We start from the raw sequence: 13,344 nt of genomic DNA, 5'->3' as shown, positions 1-13,344 counted from the left end.
GGCGCGGTGCTCCCTAGTCCGGTCAATACACCCGCTTCTTCGGCTCGATATACTCCGCATCATCCGTCAGCGTGTATTCGTGGACCGGGCGGTAGTCGATTTTCACATCGCCGCCCTTGCCGCCCCAGCCTTCGAACCACGCTGCGGTGTGCTTCATCCAGTTCGCATCGTCGCGGTCGGGGAAGTTCTCGTGCGCGTGGGCGCCGCGGCTTTCCTTGCGGTTTTCCGCCGAGTGCATGGTGACGACGGCCTGCGCCATCAGATTGTCGAGCTCCAGCGTCTCGATCAGATCGCTGTTCCAGATCAGCGAGCGGTCATGGACCTTGATGTCGGCCATGCGCTTGTTCGTCTCGGTAAGCGAGCGCACGCCTTCGGCCATCAGCTCGCTGTCGCGGAACACGGCGGCGTGCTTTTGCATGGTCTGCTGCATTTCGGCGCGAACCGCAGCAGTGGTGCTGCCGCCATCGGCGTGGCGGAAATGGTCGAGGCGGCCCAGCGCCATGTCGGCGCTGTCGGCGGGCAGTTCGTCATGGCTGGTGCCGGGCGTGATCAGCTCTTTCAGGCGGAAGCCGGTCGCGCGGCCGAACACGACCAGGTCGATCAGCGAATTGGAGCCGAGGCGGTTTGCACCGTGCACGGACACGCACGCAGCCTCGCCCACGGCAAACAGGCCGGGCACCACGGTATCCGGGCCATCCTTGCCGACCGTCACGACTTCGCCGTGATAGTTACACGGAATGCCGCCCATATTGTAATGCACCGTCGGGGTGACGGGCAGCGGCTGGCGCGTCAGGTCGACGCCGGCGAAAATCTTGCCGCTCTCGGTAATGCCGGGCAGGCGCTGGGCCAGCGTGTCGGCCGGAATATGGTCGAGATGAAGGTAGATATGGTCGCCATTCTCGCCCACGCCGCGCCCTTCGCGCATTTCCAGCGCCATGGAGCGGGAGACGACGTCGCGGCTCGCCAGATCCTTGGCCGAAGGGGCGTAGCGTTCCATGAAACGCTCGCCTTCGGAATTGGTGAGATAACCGCCCTCCCCGCGCGCGCCTTCGGTGATGAGCACGCCCGCGCCGTAAATGCCGGTGGGGTGGAACTGCACGAATTCCATGTCCTGCAAGGGCAGGCCTGCGCGCAGCACCATGCCGCCGCCGTCGCCTGTGCAGGTGTGGGCGCTGGTCGCGGTGTAATAGCAGCGGCCATAGCCGCCCGTCGCCAGCACCACGCCATGCGCGCGGAAGCGGTGGATGCTTCCATCGTCCAGGCACATGGCGATCACGCCAACGCAGCGGCCATCCTTCATGATGAGGTCGATGGCGAAATATTCGATGTAGAAATCCGCCGCGTATTTCAGGCTCTGCTGGTAGAGCGCGTGGAGCATGGCGTGCCCCGTACGGTCGGCCGCCGCGCAGGTGCGCTGCACGGGCGGGCCTTCGCCCATATTCTGCATGTGGCCGCCGAAGGGACGCTGGTAGATCGTGCCATCCTCGTTGCGCGAAAACGGCACACCGGCATGCTCCAGCTCGTACACGGCCTGCGGGGCCTCGCGTGCGAGATATTCGATGGCGTCCTGGTCGCCCAGCCAGTCTGCGCCCTTCACCGTATCGTACATGTGCCACGACCAGTGATCGGGCGTATTGTTGCCCAGCGAAGCGGCGATGCCGCCCTGCGCTGCCACGGTGTGCGAACGCGTGGGGAAGACCTTGGAGATGTTCGCCGTCCTCAGCCCGGCTTCGGCAGCGCCCATGGTGGCGCGCAGGCCCGAGCCGCCCGCACCCACGACCACCACATCGTATGTGTGGTCGGTAATCGGGTATGCGCGTCCGTTAATTTCGAAAGTCTGGGTGCGGGCCATCAGGCGGCTCCTGAAAATGCAAGGCGGGCGATGCAGAACAGGCCGAAGGCGCCGCCTGCAAAAATGACGAGATTGAGCAGCAGGATCGCGGCGAACTTGCTGCCGGGTGCGTGGACGTAGTCCTCGATCAGCACCTGCAGGCCGAGCCGCGCGTGCCAGAACACCGAGACCACCAGCAGCGCCAGCATGAAGGCGGGCAGCGGCTCTGCCGCCCATCCGGCAACGGTATCGAAGGAGTAGTTGTCCATCAGCGCCAGCGAAATGCCGAGGAACAGCACGGTGACGAGATTGCCGACCGCAGTGAAGCGCTGCACCAGCCAATGATGCGCGCCTTCATGCGCCGAGCCGAGGCCGCGTACCCGGCCGATGGAAGTTCCGTTGCCCATGTCAGCGCCCCTTAGCGAAGATAGATGAAGGCCCAGAAGGCCGCTGTCAGCACCACGCCCATCATCATCGAGACGACCGAGAATGTGCGATTGGTGTTCAGTTCGTAGCCCGCGCCCATATCCAGCACGAAGTGGCGGATACCGCTGCTGGCGTGGTTGAAGAAGGCCCAGGTCAGGCCGATCAGCACGACCTGCCCGTACCAGGCCGAGGCATGCTCAAGGAAGGTTTCGTAGCTGCCGGGCCCGCCCGCCAGCGCGCCCAGCCACCACAGCAGCACGGCCAGCCCGACAAATGCCATGCCATCGCCGGAGGCACGGTGCAGGATGGAGGTCGCCATGTGCGGCCCCCATTTATAGATACCCAGATGCGGTGAAAGCGGGCGATTTGCCATGGATTTTCCCAGAGTTTGAATGCGTCACAGCCATCTAGCGGATCATACGGCTGTGGCAAGCGGGCCTTGGGCCGTATCCGCCATATGTCGGAGCTTTCCCCGATGCGGACTGGCCGCTATGCCCCACGGTCATGACGAATGTACTCGTAACGGGGAGCAGCCGGGGCATCGGCCAGGCGATTGCGGACCAGCTGGCAGAGCGTGGCTGCAATGTGATGGGCCACGCCACGCGCGCTGTGGACGCGCGCACGATTGCCGCCGACTTCACTGACCCGCCCGCGCCGCAAATGCTGTGGCAAGAAGCAATCGACAGACTGGATGGGCGCGTGGACGTGCTGGTCAACAATGCCGGCCTGTTCGAGGATATCCCGCTGAACGCCAGCGATATCGAATGGCTGGACCGCTGGGAGGATACGCTGCGTATCAACCTGACGGCCGCCGCGCAGCTCAGCCGCTTCGCCGTGCGCCACTGGCAACAGCGCGAAAGCGCCAATGATTCTTCAGGGGGTCGGATCGTTCACATCGCCAGCCGCGCAGGGCATCGCGGCGATAGCCCCGGCCACTGGCACTATGCCGCCGCGAAAGGCGGGATGCTGGCCATGCACAAGACTATCGCCCGTGCCTATGCCGCCCAAAACATCCTCAGCTACGCCATCGCGCCGGGTTTCGTGGATACCGCCATGGCGGGTGGCTATTTGGAAAGCCGCGGCGGTGAAGGCCTGCTTGCCGACATCCCGCTTGGCCGCGTGGCGGAACCGGAGGAAATCGCCGACATCGCCGTCTTCTGCGCGCTGGACGCGCCGCCCAGCATGACCGGCGCGGTAATCGACGCCAATGGAGCAAGCTATGTCCGGTAAATATGTGCTGCCGCTCTCCCTTGTCCTCACAGCTTGCGCACAGCCACAGGCGAGCCCGGCAAATGTACAGACCACAGTGTCTTCAGGTGCGGACTGGGCTTCCGCATGCGAGGATTGGGACGAATGGGACAAGGCTGGCCCGCCGTTCCGTGTGCATGGGAACACATATTATGTCGGAACCTGTGGCATCGGCGCCATCTTGATCGACGGTCAATATTACGACACGCTGATTGACGTCGGCACGCAAGGTGGCGCGCAGCACGTTCTCGCCAACATTCGGTCGCTCGGTTTCGACCCTGACGATATTGCATACATATACTTCAGTCATGAACACTACGACCACGTCGGCGGGATAGAAATGGTCCGCGCCGAGACTGGCGCGACTATCGCGGCATCGATCGCAGCGATGCCAGTGCTTTTCAGCGGGCGACCTACCGATGCCGACCCGCAGGCGGGATCCGATCACGCATCGTTTGCTCCGGCGACAGAACCCGTCGTCCAGATTCCCGAAGATCTGGAGTTTTTTGACGACGGATATGATGGCATCACGCCGATCCACACGCCTGGACACACGCCCGGTGCGCTCAGTTGGTATTGGGAAAGCTGCGATGAGGCAGGGCAATGCGTGACAATTGCCTATGCCGATAGCCTCTCCGCAGTGAGCGCCGATGATTACCGCTTCTCCGACCATCCCGAATATGTGCAGGCCTTTCGCGACGGTATTGCCCGCCTCGCCGCGCTCGATTGCGACATCCTGCTCACCCCGCATCCCTCGGCCAGCGGCATGCGTGACAAGCTCATCGCAGGCGATCTGACAGGCGGAATGGACTGCCAGGCCTACGCCGCCGACCGGCTGGAGCGGCTGGAAGCGCGCCTGGCGCACGAGGCCGGCGAATGAGCCTCCTCTCCGTCATCCCCGCGAAGGCGGGGATCCAGCTTCCTTCATAAGATGCGCGGTGGTTGGACTTACATCATGGCGAACCGATATCGCGGCACGATCCATATTGGTTTAACCCCAGATATAGCCCGCCGGGTCGCACAGCATCGCGATGGGAAAGGTAGCGCTTTCATCCAAAGATACGGATGCAAGGCGATCGTCCACGCCGAGCGCTACGATAGCATTGACGATGCCATTACACGCGAAAAGGCGCTGAAGAAATGGAATCGCGATTGGAAAATTCGCTTGATTGAGGAGCAGAATCCCGATTGGGAAGACCGCTATGCCGATCTTGTCATCCCATAAAAAGCTGGACCCCCGCCTTCGCGGGGGTGACGGTCGCTGTCCATGAGTTGGAAGCTCTCCGCGACCGCGCCGAAAGCGGCGGTCGAGGCTGCGCTGGACCGGCGCGACGAAGATCCGCTGTGGGATGACGACATCGTGCTCACCGGCTTCGAGCTCGACCCGGACACGCCCGAGCTCTGGCGGCTGGATGCCTATCTCTCTGCTAAGCCGACGCGCCAGCAGCGCGAGGCCGTGCTGGCGCTGTTCGATGGTCACGCACCGAAGCTGGAAAGCGCAAAACTGCCCGACACGGACTGGGTCACCGAAAGCCAGCGCGGTGTGGAACCGATCCGAGCGGGACGCTTCCACGTCCATACGCCCGATCATCCGCCAAGCGAAGAACCGGGCACCGTCAATTTCTGCATTCCGGCCGCGCAGGCTTTCGGCACGGGCCATCACGAGACGACTGCCGGCTGTCTCGTGATGCTCGACGCCATGCATGCCGTGGGCCTACGCCCGCGCAGCTTTGCCGATATCGGCACCGGCACCGGACTGCTTGCCTTCGGGGCGCTGTCGCTCTGGCCGCTGGCCTACGCGGTTGCCAGCGATATCGATCCGGTTTGCGGGCCTGCCGTGCTGGGCAATTGCGCGCTGAACGATGTGCCGGTCGGCACCGACCGCGGCGAGCTGGCCATGCTGATCGCCGATGGCATGGACGATGGCGCCCTGCAGGCGCGCGCGCCATACGACCTGTTGATCGCCAACATCCTTGCCGGTCCGCTGATCGAAATGGCGCCCGATTTCACCGCCGCCGTTGCGCCGCGCGGTTCGATCCTGCTGGCTGGCCTGCTCGAGCGGCAGCAGGAGGGAGTCGTCGCTGCCTACCGCAAGAACGGTTTTCGCTTGCATCGGCGCATCGTCAATGGTGACTGGTCGATCCTATGGTTGAGGGACCGCTTTCGAGGCTGAAACCGCGCGCCATTCGGGCGGCGAAGTTTATCGCCGCCGCGCTGGCGCTGGTCGTGCTCGGCTACCCTCTGGCAGCCTGGGTGGGCAGCTCCATCCCCGATGGCCGCGCCATGGCGGCCCCTGCCGACGTCGCCGAAACGGTCGAGATCATGGTCGAGACCAATGGCACGCATACCGGCATCATCGTGCCTATCGTCACCTCGACCAAGGACTGGCGCGAGACCTTTCCCAGCGCTTCCATGCCGCGGCCGGACGGCCTGATGCCCACCCATCTCGCCATCGGCTGGGGCGAGCGCGAAGTTTTTCTCGAAGTGCTGACATGGGGCGACCTCAAGCCAAGCACGGCGCTGCGAATCGCCACGGTCGGCGGCGACCCGATCATGCGGGTCAGCCATTACGTCCGCCCGCGCGCCGACGAGAACTTCCGCCCGGTTCGCATTTCGGTGGCGCAGTATGAGCGGCTGGTGGCGGCCATCGATGGCGCCCTGCCGAGCTTGCCCGAAGGCCAAACGCGCGAAATCCTGCGCGGCACATTCGCGGCAGACGCCTATTACGAGGCGCATGGCAGCTACACGATGACCAACACCTGCAACACCTGGGTGGGCGATACGCTGGCCGAAGCGGGGGTGGAAATGGGCATTTGGACTCCGCTGGCGGGCGGGGTGATGAAATGGATACCCGAGCCGGACGAGACCGTCTGACCGCCCCGCCCGTAGGGAACCTCCCCTCGCCTCTTTCGCTGATGGGTCAAACACCCACATTTCCGAAAGAGGCTCATAATGTCCAAAACGCTCCTTATCACCGGCGCATCCTCCGGCATCGGCGCTGCCACCGCGCGCGCGGCAAGCGAGGCCGGCTGGAACGTCGCCCTGCTTGCCCGCTCCGAAGACAAATTGCAGGCGCTGGCCGACGAGATCGGCGATGCCGCGCTCGCCATCCCCTGCGATGTCACCAAGCGCGACCAGATCCAGTCCGCCATCACCCAGACGGTCGAAAGGTTCGGCAGCCTCGATGCGGTCTACGCCAATGCCGGAACGGGTATCGACAAGCCGGGCGTCGAGAACGGCGATCCCGATGAATGGCACGATGTCATACACATCAACATCCTTGCCGTGCTGTACGCGGCCCATGCCAGCATGCCGGAGCTGAAAAAGACCAAGGGCATGTTCCTCGTCACCGGCTCCAAGGCCGGGCGCGATCACATGAAAGGCAGCGTATACGGCGCGACCAAGTGGTTCGTGCAGGGCTTCGCCGGAAACCTGGCAGAGGAAATGCGTGAGTGGGGCGGGCGCTGCACCGTCATCACGCCGGGCATGGTCAACACGCCCTTCTTCGACGAAGCCAAGCCGGATAAATTGCAGCCGGAAGATATTGCGGATGCCGTCGTCTTCGCGCTCGAGCAGCCGAAAACTTCATCGGTGCGCGAAATTCACCTGATGCCGAACGATTGAAAACCAAACGCAATTTTGCCATGACGCCATAGTATATCGCATGAGGGCGATGGGAAGATGGTGAGAGGGCTACACCATGACGGCAGATAGGGGTACGCAGCGGCACGAAATCTCGATCATCGGACGGCTGCGCACCGGGACTGGCGCGCGCGACGTGACGATTGTCGATCTTTCGGAAAAGGGTTGCCGCATTTTCGACCGGATGGGCTATCTGAAGCCGGACACATCCTGCACGATCAAGATCGGTCCGGTCGGCCCGATCGATGCGACCATCCGCTGGCAGGATCAGCCATATAGCGGCATCCGGTTCGAAAACCCGCTCTATCCCGCCGTGCTGGAGCATATCCGCCAGCATTTCGACCTGCGCAGCCTTGGCGAAGGCAATGTGGACAAGCCGCCGCAGGGCTAACGGGCGCGTAGGTATCTCGCAGATTTATACCTCGCTCGGCGGGTCATCCTTTCCCTCGCTGAGCGTGTAGATTGCAACGCCGACGCACAGCCCAAGCGCGACCCACAGACTTAGATTGCCCGTCAGCGATCCGATGCCCGCCCCGACGATAAGGCCCAGCGGAATGTAGCTTTCACGCGGTATCGATTTCATCCGGCTGCCTCCACAATGGCCGCCCAGCCCGCTTCATCCATCACTTCGATGCCCAGTTCCTCGGCCTTTTTCAGCTTCGATCCAGCGCCCGGGCCTGCCACCAGCAAGTCTGTCTTCGCGCTCACGGAGCCGCTGGCTTTCGCGCCCAGCCGCTCGGCCTGCGCCTTCGCCTCGTCGCGGCTCATCGTCTCCAGCTTGCCGGTAAAGACGACGACCTTGCCCGCCACCGGGCTGTCGACGCTTTCCACCTCGTAACGCGGGGGCGAAACTTCGCTGAGCAAATCGTCCCAGAGGGCGCGATTGTGCTCTTCGTGGAAGAAATCACCAAGCGCTTCGACCACCGCGCTGCCGATACCGTCGATGGCGGTCAGCGATTGCGCGGCATCCTCGTCCCCTGCCCGCGCGGCTTCGGCAGCAGCCCGCAAGGCGGGAAGCGCGTGGAAATGCTTCAGCAGATCGCGCGCCGTCACCGCGCCGACATGGCGGATACCGAGACCGAATAGCAGCCGCGCCGCATCGGGCTGGCGCTTGGCTTCGATGCTGGCGAGCAGGTTCCGGGCCGATTTCTCTTTCCACCCGTCGAGCGCAAGGATCTCCGCCTCGCGATTCTTCAGGCGAAAAATGTCCGCAGGCCCGCTGTCCAGCCAGCCATGCTCGATAAACTCGGCAATAGTCTTTTCGCCCAGCCCATCGATATCGAGCGCGCCGCGGCTGACGAAGTGCTTCAACCGCTCGAATTGCTGCGCGCGGCAGATCAGGCCGCCGGTGCAGCGCACATCGACTTCGCCTTCCTCGGCCACAGCCTCGCTGTCGCAGACCGGGCAATGATCGGGAAAGTCGAAGGCAGGGCGGTCCGCATCGCGGGTCAGGTTCTCGACGACCTGCGGGATGACATCGCCAGCGCGCTGGATAACCACCCGATCGCCCGGACGCACGCCAAGCCGCGCGATCTCGTCGCGATTGTGCAGCGTGACATTGGTGACAGTCACCCCGCCCACCAGCACCGGCGCGAGCCGCCCGACAGGCGTCAACTTGCCGGTGCGGCCCACCTGTATGTCGATGGCCTCCACCGTGGTTTCGGCGCGCTCGGCGGGAAACTTGTGCGCCAGCGCCCAGCGCGGTGCCTTGGCGACAAAGCCCAGCCGCTTCTGCCAGTCGAGCCGGTCCACCTTGTAGACCACGCCGTCGATTTCATAGGGAAGGTCGGGCCGCGCGGCGGCGATCGTCGCGTAATGCGCCAGCATGGCCTCTACGCTTTCGACGCGGGTGAAAAGCGGGCTGACCGGCACGCCCCAGCTTTCGATGGCGCGCACCACATCCTGCTGCGTTTCGCCCGGCACATCGCTCGTAGCGCCCCAGCCATGCGCCCAGAATTTGAGCGGGCGCTCCGCCGTGACGCTCGCATCCTTCTGTCGCAAAGAACCCGCCGCCGCATTGCGCGGATTGGCGAACAGCTTGCCGCCCGCTTCCTCCTGCGCTGCATTGAGCGCTGCGAAATCGGCGCGGCTCATATAGACCTCGCCGCGTATCTCGAACACGTCGGGCACATCGCCTTTCAGCGCCTGCGGAATGCCTTCGACATGCGCGACATTGGCGGTGACAGTCTCGCCGACCGAGCCATCCCCGCGCGTGGCGGCCAGCACCAGTTCGCCCTTCTCGTAGCGCAGCGAGCAGGATAGCCCGTCGATCTTATCCTCAGCGGTGAAAGCGACCGTCTCGCTTTCGTCCAGCGACAGGAACCGCCGCACCCGCGCCGCAAAATCGGCCACCTCTTCGTCGGCAAAAGCATTGTCGAGGCTGAGCATCCGCACTTCATGCTCGACCTTGGAGAGCGGCGAAGCGGCGATCTCATGCCCCACTGCCTGCGACGGCGAATCCGCGCGGACGAGATGTGGAAACTGCGCCTCCAGCTCGGCATTGCGCCGCACCAGCGCATCATATTCCGCATCCGAGATCTCGGGCGCGTCCTCGGCGTGGTAGAGCTTGTTATGCTTCGCGATCTGCCGCGCGAGACGCATCAACTCGTTGGCGGCTTGGGCATCATTCATCATTCCCCCTCCTTTTCAAAGGAGGGGGTCAGGGGGTGGTTGCCGCGACGCCAACGGTCGCCAGCCTCTGCCAGCTGAAGTGCGATAAAGGTCAGCACGCCATCGATGTTCTGAATGACCTCTTCATTGGTGATCCGGACTGTCGTGAACCCATGCGCATCCAGCATCCGCTTATCGCGTATGGCATCGCTGTGCCGATCATGCGTGTCGCCATCGACCTCGACGATTACGCCCTTCTCGGGGCAAAAGAAGTCGACGATGCGATTGTCGATAATGGTCTGTCGGCGAAACTTGCAGCCCGATAGCTGGCTGCCCCGCAAATGTTGCCATAACCGTTTCTCCGGCTCGGTCGGGTTGTTCCGCATCTGGCGCGCGCGTTCGAGTAGAGTTGTGCGGGATACCGCACCACCCCCAACCCCCTCCTCTGAAGAGGAGGGGACTTTCCTCTCACCCTCCTCCTTGTGAGAGGTGCTTGCGAACAGGCCACGCATCACACCCCCTCCAGCAACCGATCCGCCTGCGCCCTCGCCTCGGGCGTCACCTCAGCGCCGGACAGCATCCGCGCGATCTCTTCCTGCCGGCCGCTTTCGTCCAGCAGCGCAACGCTCGTTTTCGTCACCGTCCCTTCGGACGACTTTGCGATCAGATAGTGTCGCGCCCCGCGGGCAGCCACTTGTGGACTGTGCGTCACGGCCAGCAACTGCCCTTCCTCGCTCGCCAGACGCGCCAGTCTCTCGCCGATAGCCGACGCCACTGCCCCGCCAACGCCGCGGTCGATCTCGTCGAAGATTACCGTCGCCGCCCCGCCCTGCTCAGCCAGCGCGACTTTGAGTGCGAGGATGAAGCGCGAGAGTTCGCCGCCAGAGGCGATCTTGTTGAGCGGCGCGAAATCTGCGCCCGGATTGGTGGCGATGAGGAATTCCACGCTGTCCATGCCGCCAGCGGTCCAGCGCTCTTCCTCCAAGGCATTTACCGCCGTCCGAAAGCGCGCGGCGTCCAGCTTTAGCGGAGCGAGCTCGGCGGCGACCGCTTCGTCCAGCTGCATCGCGGCGGCCACGCGGCTGGCATGCAAAGCCTCGGCCCGCGCGCGGTAGACCTCGTGCGCTTTTCGCTCCGCCGCTTCCAGATCGGCAAGGTCGGCATCGCCTTGTTCGATGGCATCGAGCTTGCTGCGCAAGGTCCGGATGACTTCGGGCAGATCATCCACCTGGCACGAATGTTTCCGCGCCAGTGCCCGCAATTCGAACAAGCGCGTCTCGATGCGATCCAGTTCCTGCGGATCGTGCTGCATCGCTTCGGCGGCGGCCTGCAGTTTTTCCTCCGCTTCGCCCGCCTCGATCACCGCGCGGTCCAGAGCGCCCAGCGCTTCGGTCAGCAGCGCGTGTTCCTCGGCAATCCGGTCCAGCTTGCGCGCGGCAACCCGCAGCGATGCGAGCGGCGAATCCGATCCATCCCATAGCGCGCGCAGGTCTTCCAGATCGCCTGCCAGCTTCTCGCCCTTCTGCATATCGGCGCGCGCATTGGCGAGGCGCTCTTCCTCGCCATCCTCCGGTTCGATGGCGGTCAGTTCGGAAAGATGAGCCAGCAGCAGATCCTGATCGGCCTTGGCCTGCGCAATGCCGGAACGTGCCTGTTCCAGCGCCCCGCGCGCCGCCTGCCAATCGTCCCACGCCGCCCGCACGCCCGCCACATCAGCGCCGGCATAGCGATCGAGCAGAGCGCGGTGTCCGCGCGGATTGACGAGGCCGCGATCGTCATGCTGGCCGTGCAGTTCCACCAGGGCGCCGGCAATCGTGCGCAGTAATGCCACGCCAACGGGCTGATCGTTGATCCAGGCCTTGCTGCCGCCATCGGCCTTGAGGCGTCGGCGCACGATCAGCGGCTCGCCCGGTTCGAGCTCCACCTCTGCATCGTTCAGCGCCTCTTCGACCGCTCTTGGCAGGGCTTCGAACTCGAATGTCGCGGTAACGCTCGCCTGCTCCTCCCCGCCGCGCACGAGCGCATTGTCGGCCCGGTTGCCCAGCACCAGCCCCAGCGCATCAAGCAGGATGGACTTGCCCGCACCGGTTTCGCCCGTGAGCACGCCAAGGCCATGCCCGAAGCTCAGGTCGAGCGCCTCGATCAGCACGATGTTCCGGATGGCAAGCGAGGTCAGCATGGCAGATTCCCAGCTTTACGGCTCGCCCCGTCGCAGCGCAACGACGGTGCGCCGCGAGAGAGTGGAATTCATCGCAAAACGCAGGGCACACGGTTTTTTAACCCTCACAGGGTTTAATCGGGTCGTATTACGGAAGGGAATTGCCGCATGTCGGTGCTCACCATCAGGGCACATAAGCGCTATGCCACAAGGCTGCCGGTGCAACTGCGCCGCGCACAGCGCAAGGATGCCACCGGGCTTCTTATCGAGCTGTCGCAACACGGTGCGCGCATCAGCAATCTTGGCGGCGGCAAGTATGAAGCGGGCGACGCGGTGACGATTACCACGCCTACCGACGAAGAGCTGCCCGGCACCATCCGCTGGGCGCATGACGGTATTGCAGGGGTCCGCCTGGACAAACCGCTGCACCTGCCGGAAATCAAGGACTTGCTGGAACTGAATGCCCGCACACAGTCCGGAGAACCGGCCGAGGACAATCTCCGCTACGGCACCTGACGGGCCTCGATGGCGGCTATTCAGCCGCCCGCCTGCCCTAGCCTCCTGACTGAATCGTCACCTGCTCGGGCGCGTGGTCTTCCATCAGCTCGAACGCGCGCTCATACCATTCATTGCCGGGATAGTTGGCGCCCAGCACCGCGCTGTAGCGCAGCGCTTCTTCGCGCAGGCCCAGCGCAAGGCTGGTTTCGGTGAGGCGATAGAGCGCTTCGGGCGCGTGGCTGGTGGTCTGATAGCTTTCCACCACGTTCTGGAAACGCAGCTGCGCGGCCAGCCACTGGCCCGTCCGTTCGTAAAAGCGGCCGATTTCCATTTCCTTGCCCGCGAGGTGATCGTTGATCAGGTCGATTTTCAACCGCGCGTCGTCGGCATAGGGGCTTTCGGGATAGCGGCGCACGATCTCGTTCATCGCGGCAAGCGCCTGACGCGTGACGGCCTGGTCACGCTCTACATCGCTGATCTGTTCGTAATACGACATGGCGATCAGATAGTAGGCGTAAGGCGCGTCGCGATTGCCCGGATGGATCGACAGGAAGCGCGTGGCCGATTGCACGGCGCGGTTATACTCGCCTGCTGCATAGTATGAGAACGCGCTCATCAGCTGCGCGCGGCGCGCCCATGGCGAATAGGGATGCTGGCGCTCCACCTCGTCGAACAGGGCTGCCGACATGGCAAGGTCGCCGCGATCGAGCCGGTCCTTGGCCGCCATGTAGAGCGATTCGACGTCGCGCGCGACATAGGCCAGATCGTTCGGGCGGTTGGCGGAGCTGCCACCACCGCAAGCGGTCAAAAGCATGGCACAGGTGGCGCCAAGCAGCGCGCCGCGGACGGTCATCTTCGCAGTCATGCCCCAGCCTATAACTGCGTGCCCGCTGAACGCCAAGTGAAGTCCGCACGGTTTTGCCGCGAGGCG

The 13,344-nt window shown here is 63.9% G+C and carries 16 protein-coding genes; 8 read left to right on the top strand and 8 right to left on the bottom strand.

The window, feature by feature from the left end; all coding sequences use genetic code 11:
• Window positions 1-22: 22 nt before the first annotated feature.
• Genes sdhA through sdhC form a run of 3 tightly spaced genes read right to left on the bottom strand, consistent with a single transcriptional unit; the run spans window position 23 to window position 2,630 of the window.
• Entirely contained in the window at window positions 23-1,852 is a 1,830-nt protein-coding gene (sdhA, locus tag BMF35_RS08545; RefSeq protein ID WP_047005583.1) for a succinate dehydrogenase flavoprotein subunit, read from the bottom strand.
• Window positions 1,852-2,238 (bottom strand): succinate dehydrogenase, hydrophobic membrane anchor protein, encoded by a 387-nt coding sequence (gene sdhD, locus BMF35_RS08540; protein ID WP_047005582.1) that lies wholly within the window; start codon window positions 2,236-2,238, stop codon window positions 1,852-1,854. Before sdhD ends, sdhA begins: the two co-directional genes overlap by 1 nt.
• 11 nt (window positions 2,239-2,249) lie before the next feature.
• Window positions 2,250-2,630: a succinate dehydrogenase, cytochrome b556 subunit gene (gene sdhC, locus BMF35_RS08535; RefSeq protein ID WP_047005581.1), complete on the bottom strand. Its 381-nt coding sequence runs from the start codon at window positions 2,628-2,630 to the stop codon at window positions 2,250-2,252.
• A gap of 131 nt (window positions 2,631-2,761) precedes the next feature.
• Between sdhC and BMF35_RS08530 the strand changes: the two genes are divergently transcribed.
• The 7 genes from BMF35_RS08530 to BMF35_RS08500 all read left to right on the top strand — a co-directional run bounded on the left by BMF35_RS08530 (window position 2,762) and on the right by BMF35_RS08500 (window position 7,538).
• Window positions 2,762-3,487 (top strand): SDR family NAD(P)-dependent oxidoreductase, encoded by a 726-nt coding sequence (locus BMF35_RS08530; RefSeq protein ID WP_047005580.1) that lies wholly within the window; start codon window positions 2,762-2,764, stop codon window positions 3,485-3,487.
• Window positions 3,477-4,385, top strand: coding sequence for an MBL fold metallo-hydrolase (locus BMF35_RS08525; protein ID WP_047005579.1), 909 nt, complete (start codon window positions 3,477-3,479; stop codon window positions 4,383-4,385). The genes BMF35_RS08530 and BMF35_RS08525 overlap by 11 nt, the downstream gene beginning before the upstream one ends.
• A 51-nt stretch (window positions 4,386-4,436) precedes the next feature.
• On the top strand, window positions 4,437-4,730 hold the full coding sequence (locus tag BMF35_RS08520) for a GIY-YIG nuclease family protein (protein ID WP_047005578.1): 294 nt from the start codon (window positions 4,437-4,439) through the stop codon (window positions 4,728-4,730).
• Window positions 4,731-4,772: 42 nt separating this feature from the next.
• Window positions 4,773-5,678: a 50S ribosomal protein L11 methyltransferase gene (locus tag BMF35_RS08515; RefSeq protein ID WP_047005577.1), complete on the top strand. Its 906-nt coding sequence runs from the start codon at window positions 4,773-4,775 to the stop codon at window positions 5,676-5,678.
• Window positions 5,651-6,379 carry a DUF2459 domain-containing protein gene (locus BMF35_RS08510; RefSeq protein WP_064971390.1) on the top strand — a complete coding sequence of 243 codons (729 nt, stop codon included), beginning with the start codon at window positions 5,651-5,653 and terminating at the stop codon, window positions 6,377-6,379. The genes BMF35_RS08515 and BMF35_RS08510 overlap by 28 nt, the downstream gene beginning before the upstream one ends.
• 78 nt (window positions 6,380-6,457) lie before the next feature.
• Window positions 6,458-7,129: an SDR family oxidoreductase gene (locus tag BMF35_RS08505; RefSeq protein WP_047005576.1), complete on the top strand. Its 672-nt coding sequence runs from the start codon at window positions 6,458-6,460 to the stop codon at window positions 7,127-7,129.
• Between the two features lie 76 nt (window positions 7,130-7,205).
• Window positions 7,206-7,538, top strand: coding sequence for a PilZ domain-containing protein (locus BMF35_RS08500; RefSeq protein ID WP_047005575.1), 333 nt, complete (start codon window positions 7,206-7,208; stop codon window positions 7,536-7,538).
• Window positions 7,539-7,562: 24 nt separating this feature from the next.
• On the opposite strand, the gene BMF35_RS13625 is transcribed toward BMF35_RS08500, so the two are convergent.
• Genes BMF35_RS13625 through recN form a run of 4 tightly spaced genes read right to left on the bottom strand, consistent with a single transcriptional unit; the run spans window position 7,563 to window position 11,936 of the window.
• Window positions 7,563-7,730: a glycine zipper domain-containing protein gene (locus tag BMF35_RS13625; protein ID WP_156172028.1), complete on the bottom strand. Its 168-nt coding sequence runs from the start codon at window positions 7,728-7,730 to the stop codon at window positions 7,563-7,565.
• Window positions 7,727-9,781 carry an NAD-dependent DNA ligase LigA gene (ligA, locus tag BMF35_RS08495; protein ID WP_047005574.1) on the bottom strand — a complete coding sequence of 685 codons (2,055 nt, stop codon included), beginning with the start codon at window positions 9,779-9,781 and terminating at the stop codon, window positions 7,727-7,729. Before ligA ends, BMF35_RS13625 begins: the two co-directional genes overlap by 4 nt.
• A complete protein-coding gene (locus BMF35_RS08490; RefSeq protein WP_082115576.1) occupies window positions 9,778-10,269 on the bottom strand; it encodes an endonuclease domain-containing protein in 492 nt (163 codons plus the stop codon). Before BMF35_RS08490 ends, ligA begins: the two co-directional genes overlap by 4 nt.
• Complete coding sequence (recN, locus tag BMF35_RS08485; RefSeq protein ID WP_047005572.1) at window positions 10,269-11,936, bottom strand: DNA repair protein RecN; 1,668 nt, start codon at window positions 11,934-11,936, stop codon at window positions 10,269-10,271. The genes BMF35_RS08490 and recN overlap by 1 nt, the downstream gene beginning before the upstream one ends.
• A 147-nt stretch (window positions 11,937-12,083) precedes the next feature.
• Here recN and BMF35_RS08480 point away from each other — a divergent pair, with 147 nt between their 5' ends.
• The gene (locus BMF35_RS08480) at window positions 12,084-12,431 is read left to right on the top strand and encodes a PilZ domain-containing protein (RefSeq protein ID WP_047005571.1); all 348 of its coding nucleotides are present in this window, start codon (window positions 12,084-12,086) and stop codon (window positions 12,429-12,431) included.
• A 37-nt stretch (window positions 12,432-12,468) separates the two neighbouring features.
• On the opposite strand, the gene BMF35_RS08475 is transcribed toward BMF35_RS08480, so the two are convergent.
• A complete protein-coding gene (locus BMF35_RS08475) occupies window positions 12,469-13,278 on the bottom strand; it encodes an outer membrane protein assembly factor BamD (RefSeq protein ID WP_047005570.1) in 810 nt (269 codons plus the stop codon).
• Between the last annotated feature and the right edge of the window lie 66 nt (window positions 13,279-13,344).

Source organism: Aurantiacibacter gangjinensis (genome assembly GCF_001886695.1).
GTDB classification, from domain to species: Bacteria; Pseudomonadota; Alphaproteobacteria; order Sphingomonadales; family Sphingomonadaceae; genus Alteraurantiacibacter; species Alteraurantiacibacter gangjinensis.
This window is presented reverse-complemented; position numbering and strand designations above follow the sequence as displayed.

What these genes read in the sequence shown, in the direction of transcription:
- sdhD (WP_047005582.1), bottom strand. Translation starts at nt 2,238, where the DNA reads ATGGGCAACGGAACTTCCATCGGCCGGGTACGCGGCCTCGGCTCGGCG.
- ligA (WP_047005574.1), bottom strand. Translation starts at nt 9,781, where the DNA reads ATGATGAATGATGCCCAAGCCGCCAACGAGTTGATGCGTCTCGCGCGG.
- recN (WP_047005572.1), bottom strand. Translation starts at nt 11,936, where the DNA reads ATGCTGACCTCGCTTGCCATCCGGAACATCGTGCTGATCGAGGCGCTC.
- BMF35_RS08510 (WP_064971390.1), top strand. Translation starts at nt 5,651, where the DNA reads ATGGTTGAGGGACCGCTTTCGAGGCTGAAACCGCGCGCCATTCGGGCG.
- BMF35_RS08480 (WP_047005571.1), top strand. Translation starts at nt 12,084, where the DNA reads ATGTCGGTGCTCACCATCAGGGCACATAAGCGCTATGCCACAAGGCTG.
- BMF35_RS13625 (WP_156172028.1), bottom strand. Translation starts at nt 7,730, where the DNA reads ATGAAATCGATACCGCGTGAAAGCTACATTCCGCTGGGCCTTATCGTC.
- sdhA (WP_047005583.1), bottom strand. Translation starts at nt 1,852, where the DNA reads ATGGCCCGCACCCAGACTTTCGAAATTAACGGACGCGCATACCCGATT.
- BMF35_RS08475 (WP_047005570.1), bottom strand. Translation starts at nt 13,278, where the DNA reads ATGACTGCGAAGATGACCGTCCGCGGCGCGCTGCTTGGCGCCACCTGT.
- BMF35_RS08515 (WP_047005577.1), top strand. Translation starts at nt 4,773, where the DNA reads ATGAGTTGGAAGCTCTCCGCGACCGCGCCGAAAGCGGCGGTCGAGGCT.
- BMF35_RS08520 (WP_047005578.1), top strand. Translation starts at nt 4,437, where the DNA reads ATGCGCGGTGGTTGGACTTACATCATGGCGAACCGATATCGCGGCACG.
- BMF35_RS08530 (WP_047005580.1), top strand. Translation starts at nt 2,762, where the DNA reads ATGACGAATGTACTCGTAACGGGGAGCAGCCGGGGCATCGGCCAGGCG.
- BMF35_RS08490 (WP_082115576.1), bottom strand. Translation starts at nt 10,269, where the DNA reads ATGCGTGGCCTGTTCGCAAGCACCTCTCACAAGGAGGAGGGTGAGAGG.
- BMF35_RS08505 (WP_047005576.1), top strand. Translation starts at nt 6,458, where the DNA reads ATGTCCAAAACGCTCCTTATCACCGGCGCATCCTCCGGCATCGGCGCT.
- BMF35_RS08500 (WP_047005575.1), top strand. Translation starts at nt 7,206, where the DNA reads ATGACGGCAGATAGGGGTACGCAGCGGCACGAAATCTCGATCATCGGA.
- sdhC (WP_047005581.1), bottom strand. Translation starts at nt 2,630, where the DNA reads ATGGCAAATCGCCCGCTTTCACCGCATCTGGGTATCTATAAATGGGGG.
- BMF35_RS08525 (WP_047005579.1), top strand. Translation starts at nt 3,477, where the DNA reads ATGTCCGGTAAATATGTGCTGCCGCTCTCCCTTGTCCTCACAGCTTGC.